The 25,834-nt window shown below is 71.6% G+C and carries 27 protein-coding genes; 14 read left to right on the top strand and 13 right to left on the bottom strand.

Going from position 1 to position 25,834, the window contains the following annotated elements:
- Positions 1-10: 10 nt before the first annotated feature.
- On the top strand, positions 11-784 hold the full coding sequence (gene ppgK / locus JIW86_RS16195) for a polyphosphate--glucose phosphotransferase (protein WP_322975528.1): 774 nt from the start codon (positions 11-13) through the stop codon (positions 782-784).
- On the opposite strand, the gene JIW86_RS16190 is transcribed toward ppgK, so the two are convergent.
- On the bottom strand, positions 781-1,299 hold the full coding sequence (locus JIW86_RS16190) for a DUF6542 domain-containing protein (RefSeq protein WP_416237570.1): 519 nt from the start codon (positions 1,297-1,299) through the stop codon (positions 781-783). The two genes, ppgK and JIW86_RS16190, sit on opposite strands and share 4 nt — an antisense overlap.
- Before the next feature lie 134 nt (positions 1,300-1,433).
- On the opposite strand from JIW86_RS16190, the gene ychF reads away from it, so the two are divergent.
- On the top strand, positions 1,434-2,522 hold the full coding sequence (gene ychF, locus JIW86_RS16185) for a redox-regulated ATPase YchF (RefSeq protein WP_257554378.1): 1,089 nt from the start codon (positions 1,434-1,436) through the stop codon (positions 2,520-2,522).
- An 84-nt stretch (positions 2,523-2,606) separates the two neighbouring features.
- Here the strand turns inward: ychF and JIW86_RS16180 are convergent, their stop codons facing one another.
- The 3 genes from JIW86_RS16180 to JIW86_RS16170 all read right to left on the bottom strand — a co-directional run bounded on the left by JIW86_RS16180 (position 2,607) and on the right by JIW86_RS16170 (position 3,917).
- Complete coding sequence (locus JIW86_RS16180) at positions 2,607-2,870, bottom strand: type II toxin-antitoxin system RelE family toxin (protein ID WP_257554375.1); 264 nt, start codon at positions 2,868-2,870, stop codon at positions 2,607-2,609.
- A complete protein-coding gene (locus tag JIW86_RS16175; protein WP_257554373.1) occupies positions 2,863-3,132 on the bottom strand; it encodes a type II toxin-antitoxin system Phd/YefM family antitoxin in 270 nt (89 codons plus the stop codon). The genes JIW86_RS16180 and JIW86_RS16175 overlap by 8 nt, the downstream gene beginning before the upstream one ends.
- Before the next feature lie 170 nt (positions 3,133-3,302).
- Positions 3,303-3,917 carry an antibiotic biosynthesis monooxygenase gene (locus JIW86_RS16170; protein WP_257554372.1) on the bottom strand — a complete coding sequence of 205 codons (615 nt, stop codon included), beginning with the start codon at positions 3,915-3,917 and terminating at the stop codon, positions 3,303-3,305.
- An 868-nt stretch (positions 3,918-4,785) separates the two neighbouring features.
- Between JIW86_RS16170 and JIW86_RS16165 the strand changes: the two genes are divergently transcribed.
- Positions 4,786-5,376 carry a winged helix-turn-helix domain-containing protein gene (locus JIW86_RS16165; RefSeq protein WP_257554371.1) on the top strand — a complete coding sequence of 197 codons (591 nt, stop codon included), beginning with the start codon at positions 4,786-4,788 and terminating at the stop codon, positions 5,374-5,376.
- Between the two features lie 117 nt (positions 5,377-5,493).
- On the opposite strand, the gene JIW86_RS16160 is transcribed toward JIW86_RS16165, so the two are convergent.
- The 4 genes from JIW86_RS16160 to JIW86_RS16145 all read right to left on the bottom strand — a co-directional run bounded on the left by JIW86_RS16160 (position 5,494) and on the right by JIW86_RS16145 (position 7,555).
- The gene (locus JIW86_RS16160) at positions 5,494-5,910 is read right to left on the bottom strand and encodes a HEAT repeat domain-containing protein (protein WP_257554369.1); all 417 of its coding nucleotides are present in this window, start codon (positions 5,908-5,910) and stop codon (positions 5,494-5,496) included.
- Between the two features lie 23 nt (positions 5,911-5,933).
- Complete coding sequence (locus JIW86_RS16155; RefSeq protein WP_257554365.1) at positions 5,934-6,083, bottom strand: hypothetical protein; 150 nt, start codon at positions 6,081-6,083, stop codon at positions 5,934-5,936.
- Positions 6,080-6,466 carry a CPCC family cysteine-rich protein gene (locus JIW86_RS16150; RefSeq protein ID WP_257554364.1) on the bottom strand — a complete coding sequence of 129 codons (387 nt, stop codon included), beginning with the start codon at positions 6,464-6,466 and terminating at the stop codon, positions 6,080-6,082. The genes JIW86_RS16155 and JIW86_RS16150 overlap by 4 nt, the downstream gene beginning before the upstream one ends.
- A 99-nt stretch (positions 6,467-6,565) precedes the next feature.
- A complete protein-coding gene (locus tag JIW86_RS16145; protein WP_257554363.1) occupies positions 6,566-7,555 on the bottom strand; it encodes an SMP-30/gluconolactonase/LRE family protein in 990 nt (329 codons plus the stop codon).
- Between the two features lie 82 nt (positions 7,556-7,637).
- Between JIW86_RS16145 and JIW86_RS16140 the strand changes: the two genes are divergently transcribed.
- From JIW86_RS16140 to JIW86_RS16125, 4 genes are all read left to right on the top strand, one after another.
- Entirely contained in the window at positions 7,638-8,075 is a 438-nt protein-coding gene (locus JIW86_RS16140; RefSeq protein ID WP_257554362.1) for a MarR family winged helix-turn-helix transcriptional regulator, read from the top strand.
- 248 nt (positions 8,076-8,323) lie between these two features.
- Positions 8,324-9,424, top strand: a complete 1,101-nt coding sequence (locus JIW86_RS16135; protein WP_257554361.1) for an alpha/beta hydrolase — start codon at positions 8,324-8,326, stop codon at positions 9,422-9,424.
- A 150-nt stretch (positions 9,425-9,574) separates the two neighbouring features.
- Positions 9,575-10,696, top strand: coding sequence for an alpha/beta hydrolase (locus JIW86_RS16130; protein ID WP_257554359.1), 1,122 nt, complete (start codon positions 9,575-9,577; stop codon positions 10,694-10,696).
- Positions 10,697-10,719: 23 nt separating this feature from the next.
- Complete coding sequence (locus tag JIW86_RS16125) at positions 10,720-11,484, top strand: trypsin-like serine peptidase (RefSeq protein WP_257554358.1); 765 nt, start codon at positions 10,720-10,722, stop codon at positions 11,482-11,484.
- Between the two features lie 62 nt (positions 11,485-11,546).
- On the opposite strand, the gene JIW86_RS16120 is transcribed toward JIW86_RS16125, so the two are convergent.
- The 3 genes from JIW86_RS16120 to JIW86_RS16110 all read right to left on the bottom strand — a co-directional run bounded on the left by JIW86_RS16120 (position 11,547) and on the right by JIW86_RS16110 (position 14,470).
- Positions 11,547-12,482, bottom strand: a complete 936-nt coding sequence (locus JIW86_RS16120; RefSeq protein WP_257554357.1) for an EamA family transporter — start codon at positions 12,480-12,482, stop codon at positions 11,547-11,549.
- A 12-nt stretch (positions 12,483-12,494) separates the two neighbouring features.
- Positions 12,495-13,298, bottom strand: a complete 804-nt coding sequence (locus JIW86_RS16115) for an isocitrate lyase/PEP mutase family protein (protein WP_257554356.1) — start codon at positions 13,296-13,298, stop codon at positions 12,495-12,497.
- Positions 13,299-13,372: 74 nt separating this feature from the next.
- Complete coding sequence (locus JIW86_RS16110; RefSeq protein WP_257554355.1) at positions 13,373-14,470, bottom strand: threonine synthase; 1,098 nt, start codon at positions 14,468-14,470, stop codon at positions 13,373-13,375.
- A 223-nt stretch (positions 14,471-14,693) separates the two neighbouring features.
- Here JIW86_RS16110 and JIW86_RS16105 point away from each other — a divergent pair, with 223 nt between their 5' ends.
- From JIW86_RS16105 to JIW86_RS16075, 7 genes are all read left to right on the top strand, one after another.
- Positions 14,694-16,265, top strand: a complete 1,572-nt coding sequence (locus tag JIW86_RS16105) for a S8 family peptidase (protein ID WP_215146022.1) — start codon at positions 14,694-14,696, stop codon at positions 16,263-16,265.
- 139 nt (positions 16,266-16,404) lie between these two features.
- Positions 16,405-17,586, top strand: coding sequence for a DUF4190 domain-containing protein (locus JIW86_RS41445; RefSeq protein WP_263862065.1), 1,182 nt, complete (start codon positions 16,405-16,407; stop codon positions 17,584-17,586).
- A gap of 137 nt (positions 17,587-17,723) precedes the next feature.
- Positions 17,724-18,476 (top strand): GntR family transcriptional regulator, encoded by a 753-nt coding sequence (locus tag JIW86_RS16095; protein WP_257554354.1) that lies wholly within the window; start codon positions 17,724-17,726, stop codon positions 18,474-18,476.
- Between the two features lie 409 nt (positions 18,477-18,885).
- Positions 18,886-19,071, top strand: a complete 186-nt coding sequence (locus tag JIW86_RS16090) for an SPOR domain-containing protein (protein WP_069921775.1) — start codon at positions 18,886-18,888, stop codon at positions 19,069-19,071.
- Between the two features lie 28 nt (positions 19,072-19,099).
- On the top strand, positions 19,100-19,534 hold the full coding sequence (locus JIW86_RS16085) for a (deoxy)nucleoside triphosphate pyrophosphohydrolase (RefSeq protein ID WP_215146028.1): 435 nt from the start codon (positions 19,100-19,102) through the stop codon (positions 19,532-19,534).
- 154 nt (positions 19,535-19,688) lie between these two features.
- On the top strand, positions 19,689-20,117 hold the full coding sequence (locus JIW86_RS16080; protein WP_257554351.1) for an ATP-binding protein: 429 nt from the start codon (positions 19,689-19,691) through the stop codon (positions 20,115-20,117).
- Between the two features lie 158 nt (positions 20,118-20,275).
- Positions 20,276-22,888 (top strand): SpoIIE family protein phosphatase, encoded by a 2,613-nt coding sequence (locus JIW86_RS16075; RefSeq protein WP_257559335.1) that lies wholly within the window; start codon positions 20,276-20,278, stop codon positions 22,886-22,888.
- Between the two features lie 46 nt (positions 22,889-22,934).
- On the opposite strand, the gene JIW86_RS16070 is transcribed toward JIW86_RS16075, so the two are convergent.
- Positions 22,935-23,648, bottom strand: a complete 714-nt coding sequence (locus JIW86_RS16070; RefSeq protein ID WP_215146033.1) for a PspA/IM30 family protein — start codon at positions 23,646-23,648, stop codon at positions 22,935-22,937.
- A gap of 42 nt (positions 23,649-23,690) precedes the next feature.
- Positions 23,691-25,739 carry a TPM domain-containing protein gene (locus JIW86_RS16065; protein WP_257559334.1) on the bottom strand — a complete coding sequence of 683 codons (2,049 nt, stop codon included), beginning with the start codon at positions 25,737-25,739 and terminating at the stop codon, positions 23,691-23,693.
- Positions 25,740-25,834: the final 95 nt, after the last annotated feature.

Below are 25,834 nucleotides of genomic sequence, written 5' to 3'. Positions count from 1 at the left end.
CGGTATGTCCATGCAGATCATGGGTGTGGACATCGGCGGTTCCGGGATCAAGGGCGCTCCCGTGGACCTGGACCGTGGCGATCTGGCGCAGGAGCGCCACAAGGTACTGACACCGCAGCCGGCCACCCCCGAGGGGGTGGCCGGCTGCGTCGCGGAGGTGGTCCGCGCCTTCTCGTGGTCGGGCCCGGTCGGGGTCACCTTTCCGGGGGTGGTCACCAGCGGCGTCACCCGTTCGGCGGCCAACATGGACAAGGCGTGGGTCGGCGCCGACGCGGCGGCGCTGCTCTCGCGCGAGCTGGGCGGCGGCCTGCCGGTCACGGTCCTCAACGACGCGGACGCGGCGGGCGTCGCGGAGATGACGTACGGGGCCGGGCGCGGGCGGGGCGGCACGGTCATCCTGCTCACCCTGGGCACGGGCATCGGGAGCGCCGTGTTCACGGACGGGCGGCTGGTGCCGAACACGGAGCTCGGGCACCTGGAGCTGAAGGGCCACGACGCGGAGACGCGGGCGTCGGTGAAGGCCAAGGAGGACGGGGACCTCACGTGGGAGCGCTGGGCGCACCGCGTCCAGAGGTACCTGGCCCATGTGGAGATGCTGTTCTCCCCGGACCTCTTCATCATCGGCGGCGGCGTCAGCCGCAAGCCGGAGAAGTTCCTGCCGCTGATCGAGGGCATCAGGGCCGAGATCGTTCCGGCGAAGCTCCAGAACAACGCGGGCATCGTGGGAGCGGCGATGGCGGCGCGGGCGGCTTCGGCGGGGAAGAACCAGGCGGGGAACGGCTAGGCGACGCGGCGGGGCAGCCGCCGCCGGCCGATGAGCACGGCCTTGCGCACCACGACGATCAGGGCGGCGACCAGGGTCCCCGCATACAGCCAGCCCGCGTGCAGGGACAGGGCGGACACGAGCCCCATCAGCTGCCCGCCGAAGCCGCCGGAGCCGCCGGAGATGGGCCACACTCCGGCGGCGAAGGCGATGGGGACGGTGATCGGCGCGGTGATCAGGTCGGCGGGCCTTACCCAGATGGCGGTGGCGGCCGCTACGGGCAGGAAGAGCAGCCCGTAGACGAAGAGCGAGGAGCCGAACAGCAGCCAGCAGATCCCGCCGACCAGCAGCATGCCGGCGCAGGCGAAGAGCCCGCCGCCGAGCCCGGTCAGCCGGGGCCGGGGCATCCGCCGCCCGATCGGGGGCAGCGGGCCGCCGCCCTGGCCCTGGGCGGGCACGGCCGCGGGCCGTGTCCCCCGGCGCTGGGCCGGGGGTCGCTGCGGGTGAGGGGCCGGTCGCGTCCTGTATTGCTCCACGGCTCCACGCTAGGCGGGGCGAGCGCGGTATCCGTGTGGGGACACGCGTACAACGACTGCCACTCATCGGAAAGTAAACTGTCCGGTGGCCCACTCCGGGCCGCCGCCCCCTCCAGCTACGGGAAGTCGCCAACGTGTCGCTCACGATCGGAATCGTCGGCCTGCCGAATGTCGGCAAGTCGACCCTGTTCAACGCCCTGACCAAGAACGACGTGCTGGCGGCCAACTACCCGTTCGCCACCATCGAGCCGAACGTCGGCGTCGTCGGCGTCCCGGACGCGCGCCTGGCCGTCCTGGCCGGGATCTTCGGCTCGCAGCGCATCCTGCCCGCCACGGTGGACTTCGTCGACATCGCGGGAATCGTGCGCGGCGCCTCGGAGGGTGAGGGCCTGGGCAACAAGTTCCTGGCGAACATCCGCGAGTCGGACGCGATCTGCCAGGTCATCCGCGCCTTCAAGGACGAGAACGTCGTGCACGTCGACGGCAAGGTCTCGCCGAAGGACGACATCGAGACGATCAACACCGAGCTGATCCTCGCCGACCTCCAGTCCATCGAGAAGGCCGAGCCGCGCCTGACGAAGGAGTCCCGCCTCCAGAAGGAGAAGGTCGCGGTCCTCGCGGCCGTCGTCGAGGCCAAGAAGATCCTCGAAGCGGGCGACACCCTCTTCTCCAAGGGCATCACGAAGGGCACGGAGCGGGGCGACCTGCTCCACGAGCTCCACCTCCTCACCACCAAGCCCTTCCTGTACGTCTTCAACGTGGACGAGGACGAGCTGACGGACGACGCCTTCAAGGCGGAGCAGTCCGCCCTGGTCGCCCCGGCGGAGGCGATCTTCCTGAACGCCAAGCTGGAGGCGGACCTCGTCGAGCTGGACGACGAGGAGGCCCTCGAACTCCTCCAGTCGGTCGGCCAGGACGAGCCGGGCATGGCCACCCTGGGCCGCGTCGGCTTCGCCACCCTGGGCCTGCAGACCTACCTGACGGCCGGCCCGAAGGAAACCCGCGCCTGGACCATCAAGCAGGGCGCCACCGCCCCCGAGGCCGCAGGCGTGATCCACACCGACTTCCAGCGCGGCTTCATCAAGGCCGAGGTCATCTCCTTCGCGGACCTGGTCGAATGCGGCTCGGTCGCAGAAGCCCGCGCCAAGGGCAAGGCCCGCATGGAGGGCAAGGAGTACGTCATGCAGGACGGCGACGTGGTGGAGTTCCGCTTCAACGTCTGATCGCATAACCACAGGCGGCCTGACCTGCGAGAACGCGGGTCAGGCCGTTGTGCTGTCCGCAATAGTCCGCAGAACCGCGGGCAGTTACGTGCCGTAGACCGTGGAGCGGTGTCCGACGTGTACGACCCACACCACCAGCTCCCCGTTGTCGATCGTGTAGACGAAACGGTAGTCGCCGACGCGCAGGCGGCGTCGTTCGGGCTGGGATACGAGTGCGGTGGTGTTGAAGCCGAAGGGGTCGCTCTCCAGCTCTGTCAGTTTGGCCAGGACGCGAAGCGCCATGTCGCGCGGGATCTTGCGCAGCTCGGCCTGCGCCTCGGGGCGGAAGGCGGTCCGGTACTCACTCACCGCGCGCCAGCGTCTCCCTCATGATGTCCTCGATCGGGATGCCGGGTGCCGGGTTGGCCATGCGCTCGTCGATGATCCGGTTGATCTCGCGCTCTTCCCACTCCTGGTACTTGCGCAGCACCTCGATCGACACGACGGCGGCGACTTCCTTGCCGCGGCGCGTGATCACCGTCGGCACGCCGTCCCGATCGGCGCGCTCCACGACCTCGGCCAGGTGCGCGCGCACGTCGCGGATGGACTCTACGGGCAGCGGCTGTGTCATGTGCCCAAGGGTACCGAGTGTCCCATGTGTACACAACGTCTTGGCCGTGGGGGGCGGACGGGCATGCCTCGCCGCGGCCGAGGGTGCTGGATGTGCTGGGTAGGGCTGCACCATGCTGGATGGGTGCTGGATGCGATCTCCGAGAAGCGCCTTTTCGCAGGTGTGTTGGGTCAGGCGTGGGGCACCGCCGTGGCGAGGACCACCTCGAATTCCTCGAGGCTGCGGGTGGTTGCGCGAGCCTTCGCCGCGGCCTCTCCGCGGACCGCCGCGATGGCGCCACGGGATGCCACGAGTGCGTCGCGGTCGGCGTAGAGCGCGCCGACAGCGGCTCTGCTCCGGTCGCGATCGATGAGCAGGGAGATGCCCGCCAGTCCGGGGATCTTCTGGACCTTGGGCAGCGAGGTGTCGCGGAACGTGTCCACCAGCAGGTCGATGTCGGCCGGCTCGACGTCCATGTGGACCAGCCGGAACCCCGCGCCCGGCCCGAGTTCCTCTGCGCGCCGGGCGACCGCCGCTTCCCAGTTGTCGACCGTCACGGTCTGCGCGAAGGGCGCCATCATCTCGGCCCGCCGCTTGCTCAGGTTCTCGTAGCTGGCCTGCCGGGAGGCCTCGTCCTCCCACCACGATCCCACCAGGAGCTTGCCGAGCTCGCGGTCGGCGAACAGCCCCATCCCGCGAAAGCCCGGTTGCGCCGACAGCAGCGCACGCCCGTCGGTCCGGAGCGCCTCGGCGACCCCGTCGAGCTCGGCCGGATCACCCGTTGCATAGATGCTGCGAACGTACATAGCGCCCTTTCCTGCCTTCCGGTGGCCCCGCGCAGGCTCGTGTTCCCACTCCATGCGATGACCGGGGCGGATGGGGGGCAACGCGGCAGGGGCATTCGGGTGAAGAGGCGAGCCGTCGTCCCCTGCTGTTTCCCGTGCTGGGGTGGCGCTGGGGTATCTGGTCAACCATCAGCCGTTCGGCTCGCCTGAAGAGCGCCGGTGCGCGCGCCAGAGGGGGAGGAGGCCGCGCTCCACGGTGCTGACAACGAGAGGAAGGCCGTGCCCACCGAACGGAATATCCGCACCAACTTCACCTTCGCTCCGCCCCAGGGTGATGGCGGAGCCTGGCGTGCTACGGCCGAGCCCCTGGAGAGGGCTCTGAGGGAGACATTCCCGATCCCACCTTGCGCGGCTCCGGGACTCCTTCGTGCTTGCACCTCACCTCGCCTGGTTCGCGAGCAGCCTCGCTGTGGCGAACGGCGAACGGGACCCGTGGCCGCTGCCGGGCGAGGGCGGCGACGAAGAGATCGCGGCGGAGCTGCGCAGGCACCTCGACTCCGTGGAGACCCCGCAAGCCAGTCCGCAGTCAGTCCGCAGGGCACCCGTAAGTGCCCGTCGGGACCCAACGCACGCAAACGGAGAAACGCCTGGTCAGGGCGTTGTGCGGGGCTCCGCCGCAGGTCAGGGTCGGTCCGCAGGCATTCCGCTTCAACGTCTAATACGTCAAGCGCGCAGGTCGGAAGGGGTCGGGCTCTGTCGAGTCCGACCCCTTCGGCATTCTCGTGCTGACTGGGTGCTGACTTCGGGCGGGCGGGGGAGTCCATGCGGTGTGGGTGAGCATCCGACTGCTGATTGTTACTTTCATCGGGCGCTTGATATCCCGCGTCCAATGAAAGTCTCACCGAGCCTGCTCCCGATCCTGCGATCTCGCATTCAGGGCGAGCTCCTCGCCCTCGTGCTGCTGCACCCGGAGCGCGAGTACAGCATCACTGAGCTTGCCAATGGCGTCGGGGTGACGCCCACCGCTGTCCTGCGCGAGGTTGGCCGGTTGGCCGGCGGCGGGATCCTGACCGATCGGCGAGTGGGGCGCAGTCGCCTCGTCAAGGCTCGAACGGACACCCCGCTGTACCGTCCGCTGAGCGATCGCATGTCCGTCTCCTTCGGTCCGTTGCCGTTGCTCACCGAAGCGCTCGCGGGACTCGAAGGTGTGCAGCAGGCGTACATCTACGGCTCTTGGGCCGCTCGGTACAACGGCGAGCCGGGGCCGCCGCCGGCGGATGTCGATGTCGTTGTTGCGGGTGATCCCGATGCTGACGCGCTCTTTGACCTCGCCGAGGAGGTGTCCACACGGTTGCGTCGCGAGGTCAATGTCCTTCGGGTTTCCGCAGAGGCGTGGGAGGCCCGCACGGATGATCCGTTCCTCACGAGCGTTCGGGAACGTCCGCTGGTCCGGTTGAACCTTGACCTGGAGGCGCAATGACGCGTTGGAATCAAGGGGGATCGACGGTCGGTGCGCTCATTGACGGTGGCCGACTTGAACGCGTGCCTGCTTCCCAGCAGGCCGCCGAGGCGGAACTGGTCCGGGCGCGTACGCATGTCAGCTCCGCGCGACAGGTGTTGGCCACGGACCCGGAGGGCGCATACACGCTGGCCAATGACGCAGCGCGCCGATCGCTGGCCGCGGTATTGCAGCCAGGTCGTTGATGATCGCCGTGAAGTGGGCAGAGGGCCAGCCGGGGCTGTCCGACCCGGTATCAGTGCGCAGGCGGGCGGTCAGGGAGGGGACGACGGGGCTGCGGGCGCCGAGTTCGGTCAGGGCCCAGCGGATGCCGTCGGGCTCGGTCCACTCCCGCGAGGTGGCCCGTTCCAGGCAGGCGCGGTAGGCGCGGCGCAGGGGCTCGACCGCGTCGTCGATCTCCAGGCTCGCCAGGGCGATCGCCGCCCATTCGCGGACGGTCGGGTTGTCGCCGCCCAGCAGTCCGATGAGGGCAGGGCCGCAGCGGGGATCGCCCACCGCCTCGAAGACCTCGATGGCGGTCAGCTGACCGAAGCCGCCGGGGGGGGGGAGTCCGTCGACGATGGCCGGGATGGCTTGGAGCCGATCCGGATCAGTTCCGCGCGGGCGTCGTAGGACTCGCCGGGCTCGCCGTCGAGCTGCTGGACGAGTCGCTCGATGGGGGAGGTCATGACGCCGGGGCGTCGCGGCGCCAGAAGGTGGGGAGCCACCAGCAGAGCACCGAGCGGTCGTCGGGCCACGGGGTGGGTTCGTCCGCGTCCCAGTCCTCGAAGGAGTCGCGCGTCAGGTCGATGGGGCGCCAGGCGGGGTCGAGCGGTTCGTCCTCGGCCGGCGGGCGGACGTACTGGCGGCCGTGCCGGTCGCAGGCGCCGAAGCGGCGGTAGTTGTGCTGGGCCTCGACCAGGGAAACGCTGTTGGCCCCGACGGGCACGGTCGGCCAGCGGAACTGGAACTCGTCGTCCTCCCAGAAGCAGACGGGGCAGATCGAGTAGGAGCCGGGCATGGCGTCGAGCACGCGGTGTCCGCAGCAGGGGCAGGGGTGGCGGTCGTTCACCTGCGCAGTCTCGTCGCAGGTCCCGCCGGTGTGCCATGGATTTCTCCACGCACCGGTCGGTCACTGCCCGCCCGGCGGGGCCGCGTTGCGTGGGGAGGGCTAGAGGCCGCGGACCGAGGCGATCGTGAATGTCGTGGGGGTGCCCGAGCCGGGGGACATGGGGCCGCCCTTGTCGAACTGGGAGCGGACCACCAGGGTGCGGCCCCGGGAGTGGGTGAGGGTCGTCGGGATCTGCAGGGACGGGTCCGTGATCGTGTGCAGCAGGCGGGCGCGGGTGCCGTCCGGGGTGAGCTGCCAGCGCGTCAGCGTGTTGGGCGCGTTGTGCGCCACGCGCAGGGTGCCGTCGGGGGACAGGTCGAGGCCGTCGGCTGCCTTGAGGTCGGCGCCGGCGAGGTCGACCCGGCGGACGGCGCCGGTGCGCAGGTCCACGCGGTAGAGGTCGCCCTCGACCATGTCCACGGTGAGCAGCCAGCGGCCCGCCCGGTCCGAGACGATGCCGTTGAGGCTGAAGCCGCCCGCGGGACGGGGGCGCAGGGCGGGCGTGAGGTCGTAGGCCTCGGTGAGGGGGCCGCTGCCGGCGGCCAGCTGGGCCGGGGTCACCCGGTAGAGCACTCCGCGGATGCTGTCCGTCAGGTACGCGGTGCCGTCCGGGGTGATCGTCAGGTCGTTGACGAAGCGGGGCGCGTCGCCGGCCACCTCGAAGTGGGCCAGGCGGGTACCGGTCGCGGTGTCGTAGACGGAGACCCCCGTGGTGGAGTCCGTCACCCACAGGCGGCCCCGCGCGTCGACCCGCAGGCCGTTCGCGGTGCGGCGGCCGTCGGTGCCGGCGGGCAGGAAGACCTCGGCCTCGGACCGGCCGGGGCGGGCCCGGTAGACGGTGCCGTCCGCGTACGAGCCGACGTAGACGGCGTGGGTACGGGCATCCGTGGCGATGCCCTCCGGGTAGACCTTCGCGCCGGGTATGGAGAAGGCCGTGGATATTCGGGCGTCCGCGGCCGGAGCAGGAGTCGCCGCAGGCGCGCCCGGGGCCGCTCCCAGGGTGAGGGCCCCGGCCAGGGCGGTGGTCAGGGCGGTGGCCAGAAGCTTCATCAGGTGTCCTCTACTGATCGGGTGTAGTCGAATGTATGTGAGAGCTCTAATGCTCGCAAGGGTCGGGCCGTAGGATGCGGTCATGACCTCCATGGCCCCCGCGGAGCGCATCGGCTCGCACCTCAAGCGCGCTGAGCAGGCGCTTCTCGCGGCGAAGAACGCCGCGTGCAAGCCGGCCGCAGTAACGGTTCCGCAGTACGCCGCGCTGCTCTGGCTGGACGAGAAGCCCGGCATCTCCGCCGCCGCGCTCGCGCGGCTGTGCGGGGTCACCCCGCCGACCATGAACACCGTGCTGAAGAACCTCCAGGAGCGCGGGCTCATCGAGCGGACCCCCCACGAGTGGCACCGCAACGTGCTGGAGACCCGGCTCACGGACGAGGGGCGCGCGGCACTGGAACTGGCCGATGCCGGTGCGGTGCGGGTGGAGCGGGCGCTGGCCGCCGCGTTCACCGAGGAGGAGCGGGAGCAGCTCATCCACCTGCTGGGCCGGTGTGCGGAGGTGCTCGACGGCCAGCGTTGAGGCCCGTCTTTTCGCGCTCCGTCATAGCCCGTCACGCCCTGTCGCACCCGGCCGTGCTCCGTCGCGCTCCGTCACGCCCTGTCGCGCCCGCCTCCGCCCGGTCCCGCCCACCGCCGCCCGGTTCCGGCCAGGTATTTTGCTGGGATTTGGAACTGTGCCGCGGATCCGGACATCAGGACTAAGGGATGCCCAGCCGTGCCCAGCCGTTCTGCCCCCGGGGGCAGTCAAGACCGTTCGGAGCGAAGTTCGTGCACCACGACCCGTACCAGCCGGAGCCCAAGCGCTCCCGCCGCCTCATATGGATCAGCGCGGTGGTCGCCCTCGTGCTCGTACTGGGCGGCGGCGGATTCGCTGCCTGGAAGCTCGACTGGTTGTCCGGCAACGGTGAGGCCGTGAGCTTCGGCAAGGCCAGCACCCCGCCCCCGGCGGCCGCGGACAAGCAGGCTCCGAGCCAGTCCCCGTCCGGCAAGCCCTCGCCCTCCGGCGACCCGGACGTGCTCATGCCGACGGGCCCGAAGGCCGACTTCAAGCAGACCGCCAAGCTCGACGACGGCACGATCATCGCCAAGACCCGCCTCACGGGCGAGAAGTCCGGCTTCGAGGGCGACGTATGGGTGTGGGCGCCCAAGGAGTACGACGACCCGAAGTACGCCAAGAGCGGCTTCCCGGTGCTCATCGCGCTTCCCGGCGGCAACGGCTTCCCGACGAACTACTGGGCCGACCGCAGCCTCGGCCTCCAGAAGGCCATCAGCGAAGGCGTCCAGGCCGGAACCAGCCTCCCCTTCATCGTGGTCATGCCGGTGCTCAACCCGGACAACAAGTACTACTACGACGGCGCCGACATCCCCGGCCAGCCCAAGATGGGCACCTGGATCGCCGAGGACGTCCCGGCCTTCGCCAAGGCCAACTTCCGTACGTACAAGTCCCGTGACGGCTGGGCCTTCATGGGCTCCTCCTCCGGTGCCTTCGTCGGCATGAAGACGGTCCTCCAGCACCCGGACAGGTTCAAGGCCGTGATCGCCAGCGGCGGCGAGATCGTCCCCGACTCCCCGCTCTGGAAGGGCCACCAGGCGGAGATGGACGCGAACAACCCGGAGAAGCTCGCCCAGAAGCTGATCGACACCAACGGGCCCGAGGTCTTCATCAACTTCCAGATCGGTACCAAGGAGAGCGGGAAGGAGCGGATGACGAGGTTCGTGCAGGCGTACGGCAAGGGCCCCGTCAAGACGACCGTCCGCGACATCCAGAACGGCGAGCACAACGGCTGGCACTACGTCCGGGGCATGAAGGAAGGCTCCCTGGAGTGGATCAGCAAGGTGCTCAAGGCCCCGAAGCCCGACGCCGCCTGACCTGACCCGTCCGTCACGTGGTGCCGGCCACGTCCCGCCCGTCCCAGGCAACCCATCCCGTCGTTCATACCTCTGTAAAGGGTGTAAGGGGGACCGATCGGTCCGGCCCGCGCTCCTTCGTGAGCGCCGGATAAGGAACGGGACAAATCCGTGCAGCATGACCAGCAAGGCGACGGCAGCCCCATGACCAAGGGCGGCCGTCGCCCCAAGCGCCTGCGCCTGCTTCTGATCACCGGTGGGCTCGCGCTCACCCTCGCCGCCGGGGGCGGCGCCGCAGCGTACAAGTACGGGCTCTTCTCGGACATAGGGGATCCGGTCTCCTTCGGGAAGGTCGAGGTCGACGTCAAGGAGAAGGAGAAGGGGAAGGAGAAGGAGAAGGCCGCCAAGGTCTCCGACACCCGTCCGGGCGTACGCATGCCCACCGGCCCGAAGGCCGAGTTCGTCCGCACCAGCCGGCTGCCCGACGGCACCCAGATCGGCCGCACCACGCTCACCGGCCCGAAGTCCGGATTCACGGGCGACGTATGGGTGTGGGTGCCCAAGGAGTACGACGACCCGAAGTACGCCAAGAGCGCCTTCCCGGTCCTAATCTCCCTGCCCGGCGGCCGCGGCTACCCCACGAACTACTGGGGGACGGGCCCCGGCCTCGGCCTCCAGAAGGCCGTGAGCGACGGGGCGAAGGCCGGTACGAGCCTGCCCTTCATCCTGATCATGCCGGTGCACAACGCCGACACCAAGCACCACTTCGACGCCTCGGACATCCCCGGAGAGCCCAGGATGGGCACCTGGATGGTCGAAGACATCCCGGATTTCACGAAGGCCAATTTCCGGACCTTCACCTCACGCGACGGGTGGGCCTTCATGGGCTCCTCGGCCGGAGGATTCGGCGCCTTCAAGCACGTCCTGAAGTACCCCGACCGCTTCAAGGCGGCCATCGCGAGCGGGGTCGACATCGTCCCCGACTCCCCGCTGTGGAAGGGGAACACGCAGGCCATGGACGAGAACAACCCCGAGAAGCTCGCCGAGAAGCTGATCACGGAGGGTGGCCCGGACGTCTACGTCAACTTCCAGATCGGCACCGCCGAGACCGGCCGCGAGAAGGCCGAACAGTTCATCAAGGACTACGGCAAGGGCCCCGTGCACACCACGCTGCAAGTGATCCAGGATGGTGAGCACAACGGAAAGTCGTACGTACGCGGGATGCGGGAGGGCGCACTGGCGTGGATCAGCAAGGTGATGGCGGCACCGACACCCGAGTCCGGCGTGCGGTGAGCCCGGTGGTGAAGGGGGCATCGGTGGCAGCCGCGGCGGGGATCGCGGCGGTGTTCGCCGTCCTGTTCCTGAAGTCGCCCGGCGAGCGGCCGGTGCATCCCTTCCCCACCGTCGGCGTCCTCATGGCCAACGGCGAGCACTGGTGCACGGCGAGCGTGGTCGACAGCCCGAAGGGCAACGTCGTCGCCACCGCCGCGCACTGCGTGGCCCCGGCCGGCGAGGACGGCAGCCCGGGCGAGGTCGCCCACGACGGCCTGGCCATCGGCGAGCTGGCCTTCGCCCCCGCCTTCTCCGGCGAGGGCACCGGCAGCCAGCCGCTGGGGACGTGGAAGGTCCGCTCGATCCACGTGGACGACCGCTGGACGAAGTGGGGCGAGGACACCGCCGACTTCGCCTTCCTCACCATCGCACCGGACGGCGACGGGCGCAGCGTCCAGGAGGTCGTCGGCGGCCGCGCCGAGACCCCGAAGCCCGACTGGACCTCGGGCTACGAGCGGGACGTGACCGTCGTCGGATACCCGGAGTCCGAGCACAACCCGCAGAACAAACCCGTCTCCTGCACGACGCAGACCCGCCACGACGATGACGACCCGGACATGCTCTACATCAGCTGCGCCGGGTTCTGGACGGGGACCAGCGGCAGCCCCTGGATCGCCGACCGGGGCGGGTCGGACCGTCCCGGTCGGCTGATCGGGGTGCTGAGCGGCGGGGACACGGACGTGGACTCCACTGCCGCACTGTTCGACGAGCACGCGAAGGCGCTGTACGAGCAGGCCGCGCGGGGCTGAGTGCCCCGTCGGGTCCCGTCGGGTTCCGTCTCGTCCCTCCGCGTCCTCCGCGTCCCTGTGCGCTACTTCTTGCGCTCCGTGCTGACGATCACGCCGACCGCCGCCACGACGATCGTGCCGCCGAGCATGATCGGCCAGGTCACGGCCTCGCTCAGGATCAGCGCCCCGAGCGCCACCGCCACCACGGGATTGACGTACGCGTACGTGGACACCAGCGACAGCGGCGCGTTGCGCAGCAGCCAGGTGTACGCCGTGAACGCGATGAGCGAGCCGAAGACGACCAGGTAGCCGAGGGCCAGCCAGGAGGCGGTGGAGTACGCCGTCAGGTCGAGGCCGCGGTGCTCGCCGCGCAGCAGGCCGACGACCACTCCGCCGATCCCGCCCGCGAGCATCTGGTACGCGCTCCCGGTGAAAGGATTCTCCGGAAGCCTCAGCTTCGACCCGGAGAACGAGCCCAGGGACCACAGCACCGACGCGGCCAGCACCAGCAGCACCCCGGACAGCTGCACCGCGCCACTGAGCCCCGGGCTGGTCAGCACCGCGAGCCCGGCCAGGCCCACCAGGACCCCGCCCAGGGTGCGCAGCGGCGGCCGGTCCCCGCTGCCCGCGCGCAGCAGCACCACCCACATCGGCACCGCCGCCACCAGCAGCGCGGCGAGCCCGGACGGCACCGAGGTCTCGGCGAGGACGACCAGTCCGTTGCCGCCGAGGATCAGCAGCAGGCCGACCAGGACCGCCGAGCCGAGCTGCGAGCGCGTGGCCTTGAGTGCGGCCGGGCCGGACCGCCAGGCGACGGCGCCGGCCAGCAGCAGGCCGGCGGTGATGAAGCGGGCCCCGGCGGAGAGGAACGGCGGCATGGTCTCGACGGCGATCCGGATCCCGAGGTAGGTCGAGCCCCAGACGACGTAGACCAGGACGAGGGCAGTCCAGACCGCGCCGCTGATCTTGCGGTGCGGGGTGGTCGTGGACCGGCTCTCCACCGGGGTTGATGTGCGCATGGCTGGATCCTCTCAGCCTTCGAGCAGGCTGTTCAGCTCGCCGTACGGCAGGGAGCCCGCGAGCGATCCGTACGTGCCGCCGGAGACCAGCTCCTCGGTGGCGCGGCGGACCACGGCGTACGCGGCCTCGGCCACCCAGGATCCGAGGCTGACCCGGGCCACGCCGAGGGCGCCGAGCTCGGCGACGGACGGGGCGCCGGGGCCGACGAGGACGTTGAGCGGGGCGTCGATGCCCTTGGCGAGCTCGGCGACGGTCGCCGGGTCGGTGACGCCGGGGACGAAGACGCCGGTGGCCCCCGCCCGCAGGTAGGCGGCGGCGCGGGCCAGGGTCTCGTCGAGGCGGGTCGCGGGGTCGCCGAGGCCCCTCAGGTACGTGTCCACGCGGGCGTTGATGTACAGCGGGACCCCGGCGGCATCGGCCGCGGAGCGGGCGGCGGCCACGCGCTCGGCGTGCTCGGCGGGGGCGCGGGTGCCGTCCTCGATGTTGATGCCGACCGCGCCGGCGGCCAGCACCCCGGCGACGGTCTCCGCGACGGCGGCGGGGTCGGCGCCGAAGCCGCTCTCGATGTCGGCGGTGACCGGGACGGACACGGCGGCGGCCACGCGCGCGATGAGGTCGAGGGCGCGGTCGCGGGCCAGGGCGTCGCCGTCGGGCGACCCGAGGGACCACGCGACCCCGGCGCTGGTGGTCGCGACGGCCGCTGCGCCGGCCGCCTCGACGAGACGGGCACTGGCGACGTCCCAGGCGTTGGGGAGGGCCAGCGGCTTGGCCGGGCTGTGCAGATCCGCGAAGGCGCGGGCCAGATCTGTGGTCATGAGGCCAGTTGAACAGACCTGGCCGGTCGAGGCGCGCGAGTTTCCGACATGGAAGTCGGCGGCGGCGCCGCAGGCTACTTCGGGCCCGCGCCGCAGAGGGGGAGGACCGCCGTGCGGCCCTGCAAGGGGTCGTCGGGGGACAGCGGCCCCACCGCGGCCCAGCAGGCCGCCGCCGTCGGCTCCACGGAGAGTCCGCGCCGCGCCAGGTCCCGCTGGGCCTCGCGCAGCCGCTCGTCCGGGACCGTCAGGAACGTGCCGCCCGACTTGCGGACCGCGGCCAGGATCTGGCGGGCCCGCGGCGGCGCCGGGATCGCGATCCCCTCGGCCAGGGTGGGCAGCTGCGGAACCGGCTCGGCGTCCTCCGCCCCGGCGGCGAAGGCCGACGCCAGCGGAGCCACCGCCTCCGCCTGGACGGCGATCAGCGCCGGCGGCCGCACCCCGCGCCGGGCCAGCTCCTCCACCGCCAGCGCGGCCCCGAGCAGCAGGGTGCCGTTGCCCACCGGGACCACCAGGGCATCCGGCAGCCGGCCCGACATGGCCTCCCAGATCTCGTACACGTACGTCTTCGTACCGTGCAGGAAGTACGGGTTGAAGACGTGGCTCGCGTAGAACACCCCCGGCTCGTCCGCCGCGGCCCGGGCCGCCTCCGCCGTGGCCTCGCGCCCGCCGGGGACGACCCGTACGGCCGCCCCGTGGGCCCGGATCCGGTCGGTCTTCTTCTCCGAGGTGCCCTCGGGCACGAAAACTTCACAATTCAGCCCGGCCCGCGCGCAGTACGCCGCCACCGCCGCCCCCGCGTTGCCGCTGCTGTCCGCCACGACCCGCCGCGGAGCCAGCCGCCGGGCCACCTCCGCGAGCATCACCGCGCCCCGGTCCTTGAACGACAGCGTCGGCATCAGGAAGTCGAGTTTGGCGTGAACCCGCTCTGCCAGCGGCACCATCGGAGTGTTTCCCTCCGCCAGCGATACGGAGAACGCCCCCGGCAGGGGCAGCGCGGCGGCGTACCGCCACAGCGAGTTGGGCCCGGCGGAAGGTTCCAGCACGCTGGCCGGATCCGGTGTGAAGTCGAGGTCCCAGGGGCCGGAGCAGAGGGGGCAGCACCACGGGGCGGTACGGACGTCCGCGCGCGTGCCGTCCTCGGGGCAGAGGTATCCGGGGAGTGCATGCGTCATGTGCGGAGCGCCTTTGCTTGATCATGGCGGGCGTGTGGCACGGATGTTACGCGTCGCCTGGCCTCTTGTGGGAGGTGGCGACGGTGGGTCAACCTTTCGGAGGCGGCAGCCCGTTGGGCCGAATGATTTGTCATGGGCATGGCTATCCCACATGCCCGTACGTCTGCCCGTACGGCTCCGTCCCACCCCCCGCAACGCACCGCCTATGAGGAGGACCCCTCACATGTCCGTGATGCGTCACACCCGCCGGAAGCTCGCCGGCATCAGTGCGACCGCTGTCGTGGCCCTCGCGCTCGGCGCGGCCGCGGCGCTGCCCGCCTCGGCGGCCGACAACGGCCCGCAGGGCGTCATCGAGAACGCCGGCGCCGCCGGGACCGTCTCCGGCAGCTACATCGTGACTCTGCACGACTCCGCCGCCCGCTCCACCGCGGACAGCGGCAAGGCCGTCGCCAAGCGGTACGGGGCGAAGATCGACCGTACCTACAGCGCCGCCCTCAACGGCTACTCCGTCGAGGTCTCCGAGGCGCAGGCCAAGAAGCTGGCCGCCGACCCGGCGGTCAAGTCGGTCGTGCAGAACCGGGTCTTCACCGTCGACGCCACCCAGCCCAACCCGCCGTCGTGGGGCCTGGACCGCATCGACCAGCGGGCGCTCCCGCTGAACCAGAGCTACACCTACCCGGACAAGGCCGGTGAGGGCGTCACCGCCTACATCATCGACACCGGCGTCCGCAAGACGCACCAGGACTTCGGCGGCCGCGCCTCGGACGGCTACGACGCGATCGACAACGACAACACCGCCCAGGACGGCCACGGCCACGGCACGCACGTCGCCGGCACCGTCGGCGGCGGCGCGTACGGCGTGGCCAAGAAGGCCAAGATCGTCGGCGTCCGGGTGCTCGACAACAACGGCTCCGGTACGACCGCCCAGGTCGTCGCGGGCATCGACTGGGTGACGCGCAACGCCGTCAAGCCGGCCGTGGCCAACATGTCGCTCGGCGGCGGCGCGGACTCCGCGCTCGACACCGCCGTACGCAACTCCATAGCCTCCGGCATCACCTACGCGGTCGCGGCGGGCAACGAGTCCACCGACGCCTCCACCAAGTCCCCGGCGCGCGTCGCCGAGGCCATCACGGTCGGCGCCACCACCAACACCGACGCGAAGGCCAGCTACTCCAACTACGGCACCATCCTGGACATCTTCGCGCCGGGCTCCTCGATCACCTCCTCGTGGGGCACGGGCGACACCGCCACCAACACCATCTCCGGCACCTCGATGGCCTCGCCGCACGTCGCGGGCGCCGCGGCCCTCTACCTCTCGCAGAACCCGGCCAGCACCCCGGCCCAGGTCCGCGACGGCCTGGTGAGCGCCTCGACCCCGAACGTGGTGACCAGCCCCGGCACCGGCTCCCCGAACCGTCTGCTGAACGTGGGCGCCGGCGGCACCGTCCCGCCCGGCCCGAAGTTCGAGAACACCGCCGACTTCGCGATCAACGACAACTCGACCGTCGAGTCGCCGGTCACCGTCAGCGGAGTCTCCGGCAACGCCCCGGCCACGCTGAGCGTGCCGGTCGACATCAAGCACACGTACATCGGTGACCTGAAGGTCGACCTCGTCGCCCCCGACGGCACCGTCTACACCCTGCACAACCGCGCCGGCGGCAGCGCCGACAACATCATCAAGACCTTCACCGTCAACGCCTCCTCCGAGGTGGCCAACGGCGTGTGGAAGCTCCGGGTGAACGACAACGCGAACATCGACACCGGGAAGATCGACTCCTGGGCGCTCCAGTTCTGAGGCACCGGAACTGAACGCACGCGCTGAGCCGCGATGAACGAGCGGGGGCGACCGACTGGGCGGTCGCCCCCGCTGCGTACTATTCGCGCATTCGTTCGCGCCCCCTGTGATGCCCGCCCTTTGATGGAGTCCCCAGCCCGTGAGCACCCCGCCGAGCCCTCCCTCCGGACCGGGCCACTCCTGGCCGCCGCCCTCCCCGCAGCCGGGGTGGGGGCCGCCACCCGGCTACGGGCAGCCGCATCCGGAGCAGGCGCTCAACGGCTTCGCGCTCGCCTCGCTCCTGGTCGGGCTGCTGTGCCTGCCGCCGCTGGGCATCGTCTTCGGCATCGTGGCCCTCGTGCAGATCGCCAAGCGGCGCCAGCGCGGCAGGGCGCTCGCGATCGTGGGCCTGGCGGTGTCCGTGGTGATGACGGGGGTCATGGTCCTCACGGTCGACCGGGTCGCCACGGCGGTCCGCGACCGGATGGGCGCGATGGGCGAGTTCGCCGACGTCGAGGGTGACCTCAGGGACCTCGACGACCTGCGGGCGGGCGACTGCTTCAACGTCCCGGGCGGGGACCTGCTGGACGACCGGCCCCTGACGTACAAGGTCGACTGCGCGCAGACGCACCACGGAGAGGTCACCGCGTCCAAGCTGCTGGACCTGGACCCGGAGAGCGTCCCCGAGTCGGCCGAGGCGGACCGGGCGTCCGAGGACGAGTGCTGGAAGGCGCAGGACGCGTACGCGATGGACACGTGGGCGCTGCCCGCCTACGCGGAGATGTTCTACTTCGCGCCCTCGCGCCAGTCCTGGCGCCAGGGGGACCGGCGGCTGGTGTGCGTGATCGGTACGACCGAGGAGGAGCGGCGCGGCAGCCTGCGCCAGGACGCCGGATCGCTGAAGCCCGAGCAGTCGGCCTTCCTGCGCGTGGCCAACGAGGTCGAGTTCGTGCTCGGCCGGCCGCCCGAGGGGGACCTGGAGGACACGCTCCCGGAGCACCAGGCGTGGGCGCGCACGGTGTACTCGGCGCTCGGCGACGAGGCGAAGGTGCTGGAGGCCGACAAGGCCCGGCCGGGGCTGGAGAAGGCCGTCCAGGCGCAGCTCAAGGAGATCGAGGCGGCCCGCACGGCATGGCAGCGGACCTCCCAGGCGAAGACGGTCGCGGACTTCGACCGGCAGTGGGAGCGGGCGCTGGGCACGATGTCCGTGGAGACGGAGAAGGCGCTGCGCGGGGCGTACGGGCTCTCGACGGAGGTTCCGGAGTGGCTGCTGGAGTCCCCGGAGTCCCCGGAGTCCCCGGAGGGCGGGTCCGGCCGGGGCCCCTCCTCGCAGCCGGCGTGACGTCGTCCGCGTAACGCGCGGTAACGGGTTTGGGTGACCTGGCTTCATCACTTCGGGTGAAACTCTGGCCCTTGCTTGCGGTCTACAACCGTCGGTTGCCAGGCTGTAGCTGTCTGTCAACCTGATGGGAGTGGCCAGTGACTTTCGGTGAGCAGCCGGCCTATCTGCGCGTGGCCGGGGATCTGCGACGGAAGATCGTCGACGGTTCCCTGCCCCCGCACGCCCGGCTCCCCTCGCAGGCTCGCATCCGCGAGGAGTACGGGGTCTCCGACACCGTGGCGCTGGAGGCGCGCAAGGTCCTCATGGCGGAGGGGCTGGTCGAGGGCCGGTCCGGGTCGGGTACGTACGTACGGGAGCAGCCGGTGCCGCGGCGGGTCGCGCGCTCCGGCTACCGCACGGGCCGCACCTCGACCCCGTTCCGGCAGGAGCAGTCGGAGGCCGGGGCGCGCGGCACGTGGGATTCGAACAGCGAGCAGGCGGCGGCCCCGGCGGAGATCGCCAAGCGGCTCGGCATCGAGCCGGGCGAGCGGGTGATGCGGACGCGGTACGTGTTCCGCGACGCGGGGGAGGCGATGATGCTGTCGACCTCGTGGGAGCCGCTGGCCGTGACCGGCCGGACGCCGGTGATGCTGCCGGAGGAGGGGCCGTTGGGGGGCTCCGGGGTGGTCGACCGGATGGCCGCGATCGATGTCGTCGTGGACAACGTGGTGGAGGAGGTCGGCGCGAGACCCGGACTGGCGGAAGAACTCGTCCTCCTCGGCGGGGTCCCCGGGCACGTGGTGCTCGTGATCGGCCGCACCTACTACGCGTCCGGCCGCGCGGTCGAAACGGCCGACGTGGTCGTCCCGGCGGACCGCTACCGCCTGGCGTACCACCTCCCGGTGAGGTGAGCCCGCGGCCCGCGGGGGTGTAACCGCCGTGCAGTGCCCGCGGGTGACGGGGTGTCAACCCGTCGGATTTCGGCGCGATGGTGATCGCCTTCGTCCTCGCGATCCTCGCCCCGCCCCCGTCGGCCCGGTCCGCGAGACGCCGACCGCCCCGTCCGGTCGGGACGGGGCCGCGCCCTCGGGGCCACCTGCGGGGATGCCCGCCGCAGCGGCACGGTGATCCTTCCCGTGCCCTCCGTACGCCGGGTCTGAACCGGCGCGTACGGCCCGCTCGTACGCATGGCCGGATGCGTACGCCTGCGAGGTACCTCTTCGTGAAAAACCGTATCCGCTCCGTAAAGTCCGGGCGTAAGCTCGGGCATATGCGCAATGCGGTTTCCCGGTCAGGTGCGTCGGCGGAGGGTGAAACGCGATGAACGACAGCGGTGCCCTGCTCCCGTGGCTGGTCATACGTCAGGACGACAACGGCAACCGCTACCGGGTGGGCCGGTACTCCACCCGGGCCGAGGCCCAGAAGGTCGTCGACAGCCTCGACGACCGTGGACACAAGCAGGTCTACTGGGTCGAGCGGATCGGTCAGACCGCCACGATGAACTGAGCATCCAGTGTTGACATAGGCTCCGCCCATGACTGTACGAGTGGTCGTGGGCGGAGCCCTTTGTCATGAGGGGCGCCTGCTGGCCGCCCGTCGCAGCGCACCTCCGGAGCTGGCCGGGCGCTGGGAGCTGCCGGGCGGCAAGGCCGAGCCGGGTGAGTCCGTCCCCGAGGCGCTGGTGCGCGAACTGCGCGAAGAGCTCGGCGTCGAGGCCGAGCCGCTGGAGCGCATCCCGGGGGAATGGCCGCTGAAGCCCGGCCTCGTCCTGCACGTGTGGACCGCCCGCCTGGTCTCCGGTGAACCCGCGCCGCTGGAGGACCACGACGAGCTGCGCTGGCTGGGGCCGGATGAGCTGGAGTCGGTGGACTGGCTCGACCAGGACCGGCCCGCGGTCGCCGAGGCCGGGCGCCGCCTGCGCGCCGGGCAGCGCCCGAAACTGCACGACGGGGCGCCCGGGGGCGCGTGACGCTCGCGTTCTAGGCCGTCTGCGCCACAGTGCGCCGGTGCATGGGGGGTCGAGTGGTACGACGCCCCAAATAGGGGGTATGTCGCTATTAGTCCCAATCTCGTCCCCCTTTCGTCCCCGACGAACCGGACTGGGGTCGCTGCCGGCCCGGGAAGTGATCGGCGTGATCGACACAGACGGTGAATGCGCCGAGTGGGCCTTCCCCGCTGAGCCCGGCGCCGTCCGCACCGCCCGGCACGCCGTGCGCGGCGCCCTCCGGGCCTGGGGCCTCGAATCCGTCGGCGATGTGACCGTCCTGCTGGTCAGCGAGCTCGTCACCAACTCCCTGCGGTACGCGTCCGGTCCCATCGGCGTCCGTCTGGTACGGCGGAATCCGGCCGCCGGCAGTCCGGTCGGCGGCGCCGCCCTCCTCGTGGAAGTTTCCGATCCGCTTCCGGATCCGCCCCGGGAGAGGGTCGCCCACGCCGACGACGAGGGCGGCCGCGGGCTGCATCTCGTCGCCGTCTCCTCGCAGCGCTGGGGGACCCGTCACGGGAAGTCGGGCAAGACTGTGTGGTTCGAGTTGGCTCTTCCTGGTGAGTAACAAGGTGACGGGTGGCCGACCATCACACGAGGTGGCTCGAAACTAACGGGACCTTTTTGTGATCGTGAACGCCGTGCCGTCCGGGGCCGTGGTGCTGAATACTGCGGTCATGGCCGGTCCGGTTGCGGTGAGCTGGAGGGGACGGTCGCGTGAGCGAGATACCTGCGCAGGCACATCAGACCAGGGTGCCCGGGGAGACATGGCACGACTCCCTGTGGCACAGCAGTCCGCCTGGTTCGATATATGACTACATAAAGGTCGCCTCTTTCTCGATCGGTCCTGACGGGCTCATCGACCAGTGGAGTCTGCGCGCCGAGGATCTCTTCGGGCTGACCGCGGCCCAAGCCGTGGGCCGCGATCCGGTCGACGCCTTCATGCCGCCCGAGCTGCGCGCGGGCGGACACCGCCGGGTCGCCGAGATTCTCGACGGCAAGGAATGGACGGGCCTCGTCCCCTTCCGGATTCCGGGCGGCGACGGTGAGCACGGCGTGGCCGAGATCTACGTGATGCCCACGCAGACCGAAGCCGCCGAGCGGGCCGCGCTGTGTGTCGTCGTCGACGTGCGCGCGCTGCGGCGCATCGAATCCGATCTGGCGGCGTCACAGGCCATATTCGGCCAATCTCCTTTCGGTTTCCTCCTTTTCGGTACGGACCTGACCGTGCAGCGGGCCAACCGCCGCTTCGCCGCCGTCTTCGGGGGCTCCGCCGAGGAGCACCGGGGCCGGACCGTGCACGACTACCTGCCGGTGCACGAGGCCGACCGGATGGCCGAGGCCCTGCGCCGGGTGCTGGAGACCGGGGACTCGGTCACCGACCTCCGCATCACCGGAGCCGCCCCCGGCAGCCGGGACAACCGCCACTGGTCCATCAACCTCTACCGCGTGCACGGCGGGACGGGCCGGCCCATCGGCATCGCCGGGATCGGGACCGACGTCACACGCCGTCACCTCGCCGCCCGCGAGGCCGCCGGGGTCCGGCGCAATCTCGCACTGCTCAACGAGGCCGGGCACCGCATCGGGAACTCCCTCGACCTGGAGACCACCGCCCGCGAACTCCTCGACGTCACCGTCCCGGGCTTCTGCGACCTGGCCGCCGTCGACCTCTACCAGGGGCTGCTGCTCGGCGACGACGACCGGCCCGCGCGGCCGCAAGGACCCGGGGTGCCCTCGCTGCCGCCCGGGCTGGGCGCGGGCCGCGCTCCGTCCGCGCCGCTGCGGCGGGTCGCCTTCGCCTCGGCCGTCTCGGACGCCCCGCTGTCGGGACCGGGCGCGCTGGTCTCCGTAGGCGAGGTGCACCGCTATCCGGCGGCCTCGCCCGGGGCGCTGGCGCTGCGCACGGCACGGCCGCGGCTCATCGAGGGGGGCGGCGCGGACGATCTCGTGCAGTCCACGCTCGTCGTGCCGATGGTCGCCCACGACACGGTGGTCGGCCTCGCGCAGTTCTCCCGTACGAAGGGCAGCGAACCCTTCGGCGAACGGGACCGGGCGGTGGCCGTGGAGCTGGCCGCACGGGCCGCCGTCTGCATCGACAACGCGCGGCTCTACCGCCGCGAGCACGAGCGGGCGCTGATACTGCAGCGCAGCCTGCTGCCGCCCGGCGACCCGGAGGCGGCCGGCCTGGACATCGCCTGCCGGTACCTGCCGGGGAACGCGGCCACCGAGGTCGGCGGCGACTGGTTCGACGTCATCGAGCTGCCCGGCCACCGCACGGCGCTGGTCGTCGGCGACGTGATGGGACGGGGGCTGCGGGCCGCCGTCGCGATGGGCGAACTGCGCACCGCCGTACGGACCCTGGCGCTGCTGGACCTCGAACCGGCGGAGGTGCTGACCGCGCTGGACGAGATCGCCCGGGGCCTCGGGGCGCCCGGCGGATCCCAGCAGGCCTCGCGGGCGGCCCTGCACTCGCGGGACGCTGACCGCTCGGAGGTGTACCTCGCCACCTGTGTGTACGCGGTGTACGACCCGGTGACGCGGCGCTGCACCATCGCCAATGCGGGCCACATGCCGCCCGTGTTGGTGGAACCACCGGACGAGGCCGGGCGGCCGCGGCCCGCGCTGCTGCTGGAGGTGCCGCCCGGGATGCCGCTGGGAGTGGGCGGGGAGCCGTTCGAGGAGGTAGAGGTGGACCTGCCGGAGGGGGCGCTGCTCGCGCTGTACACCGACGGACTCGTGGAGTCGCGCGACCATCCGCTGGAGGAGGGCCTGCGCGGGCTGCGGGAAGCCCTGGCGGACCCGGTCCGCCCCCTGGAGGACGTCTGCGACCACGTCCTGAACACGCTGGACACCCGGCACGGGGAGGACGACATCGCCCTGCTGATGGCCCGGGTACAGGGCCTGCCGCAGGACGCGGTGGGGGACTGGCAGCTGCCGCGCGAGGCCCGCTCGGTGGGCCGGGCGCGGGAGCTGGCGCGGGCGAAGCTGCCCGCGTGGGGCCTGGAGGGACTGCTGGACACCACCGAGCTGCTGGTCAGCGAACTGGTCACCAATGCCCTGCGCTACGGGGAGGGCGAGATCCGGCTCCGGCTGCTGCTGGACCGGACCCTGGTGTGCGAGGTGTGGGACGCGAACCTGGTCCAGCCGCGGCGGCGCCGCGCCCGCGACACGGACGAGGGCGGGCGGGGCCTCCAGCTGGTGGGCCTGCTGTCGGCCGGGTGGGGCACGCGGCGCACCCACCGCGGCAAGACGGTCTGGTTCGAGCTCCCGCTCCCGGGCGCGGCGGCGGAGGCCGTGGCGGAACTCTCGGCGGAGCAGCTGCTGGGCATGTACGGGTAGGGGTAGCGGGCCGGACGGGGCCCAGGTCCTGTCGCCCGGGCAGGGCCTAGGCGGTGGCCTTCAGGGCGGCGAGGCGGGCCTCGATCTCCGAGGTCTTGCCGAGGTCCTCCAGGGACTCGAACTGCGCGTCCAGGGAGGACGCGGCCAGTTCCTGCTTGCCCATCGCCATGGCCTCCTCGCGCCGCACCTTCTCCTCGAAGCGGTTCAGGTCGCTGGTCGGGTCCATGACGTCGATGTTCTTCACCGCGTCCAGCATCGTGTTCTGCGCCTGCGCGGTCTTGGCCCGGGCCACCAGCTCGTCGCGCTTCGCCTGGAGCTCCGTCAGCTTGTTCTTCATCGAGTCCAGACCGGACTTGAGCTTGTCGACGACCTCCGTCTGGGCGGCGATCGTCGGCTCCGCCGTCTGCGCCTCCTTCTCCGACTGCATCTGCCGGCCCAGCGCCACCTTCGCCAGGTTGTCGAACTTGTCGGCGTCCGCAGCCGAGCCCGCCGCCCGCAGCTCGTCCGCCTTCTTGCTCGCCGCGAGGGCCTTGCCGCCCCACTCGGCCGCCGCCTCCACGTCCTCCTTGTGGTCGGCCTCCAGCATCCGGAGGTTGCCGATCGTCGTCGCGACGGCCTGCTCGGCCTCCGAGATGTTGTTCGTGTAGTCCCGGATCAGCTGGTCCAGCATCTTCTGCGGGTCCTCCGCCTGGTCCAGCAGCGCGTTGATGTTGGCCTTGGCGAGCTGGGTGACGCGGCCGAGGATGGTCTGCTTGCTCATGGTGGGTCTCTCCTGGTGAGGGATGTGGGTACGCGCTGAGGTTCAGAAGCGGCCGCCGCCGCCCATCCGGCCGCGGGTTCCGCCGCCGCCGAAGGATCCGGGCCCGCGGCCGCCCCCGCCGCCCCCGAACCCGCCTCCGCCCCGCAGGAGCTCGCCGAGGATGATCCCGCCGAGTACGGCGCCGCCCTGGCCGCCGCCGGACCGGCGGCCCCCGTACGGGTCCTGGTACGCCCGTACGTCCTGCTCCGCCAGCTGCTGTGCCTGCCGGGCCAGCGCGTCCGCCTGCTGGGCCTCCGCCAGCGCGGCCGCGGGGTCCGGCTCCCTCATCGACACCGACCGCTCGATGTGCCGCTGGGCCTCCGCCAGCCGGGTGCGGGCCTGGCTGCCGACCGCGCCCCGGCTGGTGGTGATGTAGTCCGTGGCCGCGCCGATCGCGCTGCGCGCCGAGAGCATGGCCTGCTCGAGCAGGGCCGTCGCCCGCTGCCGGCCCGACTCCCGCTCCCGCGCGCCGGCCAGCGCCTCGTCCAGGGCCGCGTCGGCCTCCTCGACCCGGCGCAGCGCGTCGATCGGGTCGTACCGGCCGCCCGCCTGTTCCTGCCGTACGTCGGCCAGGACCGACTCGGCGCGGCCGATGCGGCCCCGCAGATCCGCCGTCGAGGTGCCCTCCGAGGTGCCGCTGAGCAGCCCGCCCGCGTCCGCGAGGTCGGTCTCCGTCTCGTTCAGCGCGCCCGGCAGCTTCCCCGCCGCCTCCGCTAGCTCCTGGGCCCGCCGCTCCACCGCGTCGAGCAGTGTCGCGGCCTGGTCGACCGCGCCCTCGGCGGCCCGTACGTGCACGGCCGCCCTGCCGTTGTCGCCTCCGTCGACGGCGGCACGGGCCTCGCCGAGGTGGGTGGTGACGAACAGCAGCCGGTCCTCGGCCTGTTCGGGGTTGGAGGCGACGGGCGCGGACGCCGAGTCCGCGTACCGCTGCGTCAGCGCGGTCAGGGTCGCCACGGCCGTCGTGGTGCGCCCCGTCAGCGCCCGGAAGTGCGCTTCCACGGTGGCGAGGGCCTGCGGGGCGTTCTTCTCCAGGTCCCGCAGCCGGTCGAAGTCCGCGGTCTCGGCGTCGAGCCGCCGGCTCGCCTCGGTGCACCGGGCGACGATCTCGTCCAGCATCCGGCGCCGGGTCGCGTCGTCCTCCGGATAGGCGTCGTCGAGCTGCTGGCGCAGCCGGAAGGCGTGCGTCAGCTCGCTCTTGGCGTACTCCACGGCCGTGTTGAAGGGGGCGACCGCCTCGTCGCCGAACTGTGCGGTGGCGAAGCCGAGTTCCTCGATGCTGGTGCGGATGGAGTCGTCGGTCTCCACCAGCAGCGCCTTGGCCTTCGCGTCCAGCTCCGGCAGCGGGAGCCGGTCGGGCGCTCCCTCGGGCCAGCCCGGCCCGGTCTTCGTACCGCGACCGCCGCCGGCGGCGTCCTTGCGCTTGCGGCGGGAGTACGCGTACGCCCCGAGCGCCCCGGCCGCGCCGACCGCGATCACCGGGAGCACGTAGTCCCCGGCCCCGCTCTCCCCGCTGTCCTTGCCGCCGGGATCCGCCGGGCCGGGGGTGATGGCGGGCACGGGTACGGGCTGCCCGCCGAGCACCGCGTTGTAGCCGTTGGCCGCGCCGATGGCGGCCCCCGCCCAGTCGTTCTGCCTCAGGGCGGGCTCGATGGCCGTCCGGGCGACGTCCGCGAGCTGCTGCTCGGTGAATCCGGAGTCGACGGCGGCGGAGTAGGCGTACTGGCGGGCCCCGGTCGCCACCGCCAGCAGGACGTCGTCCTGGCCCAGGCCGTTCTTCTCCGCGGTGGCGTCGGCCCAGCTCTGGGCGGAGCGCCCGGAGAAGTCCCGTACGTACGTCACGAAGAGCTGGATCCTCCGGTCGGCGTACAGCTTGTCGATCGCGGCGGCGACGGCGGCGTTGCGGTCTCCCAGTGCGCCGACCCGGTCGGTGATCTGCCCCTGCTGCGAAAGGGTGACGGGATCCTCGGCCCGGGCGGGCGGCGCCCCGGCCACGCCCCAGCCGCCGAGCGCCAGCAGCGCGGCGGCGAGGGCGAGCCCGGCCCGGGCGACCATGGTGCTCTTCAGCGCAGTCACAACTGGGAGCGTATGGGCGGTCCTATTGCTCCGCACCCGGAGTGATCACCGGTGACCTGCCCGGCACCGGCTCG

The organism is Streptomyces sp. NBC_00162 (assembly GCF_024611995.1).
Taxonomy (GTDB): Bacteria; Actinomycetota; Actinomycetes; order Streptomycetales; family Streptomycetaceae; genus Streptomyces.
The sequence above is the reverse complement of the archived record's forward strand: the minus strand, read 5'-3'. Positions and strand labels throughout refer to the sequence as shown.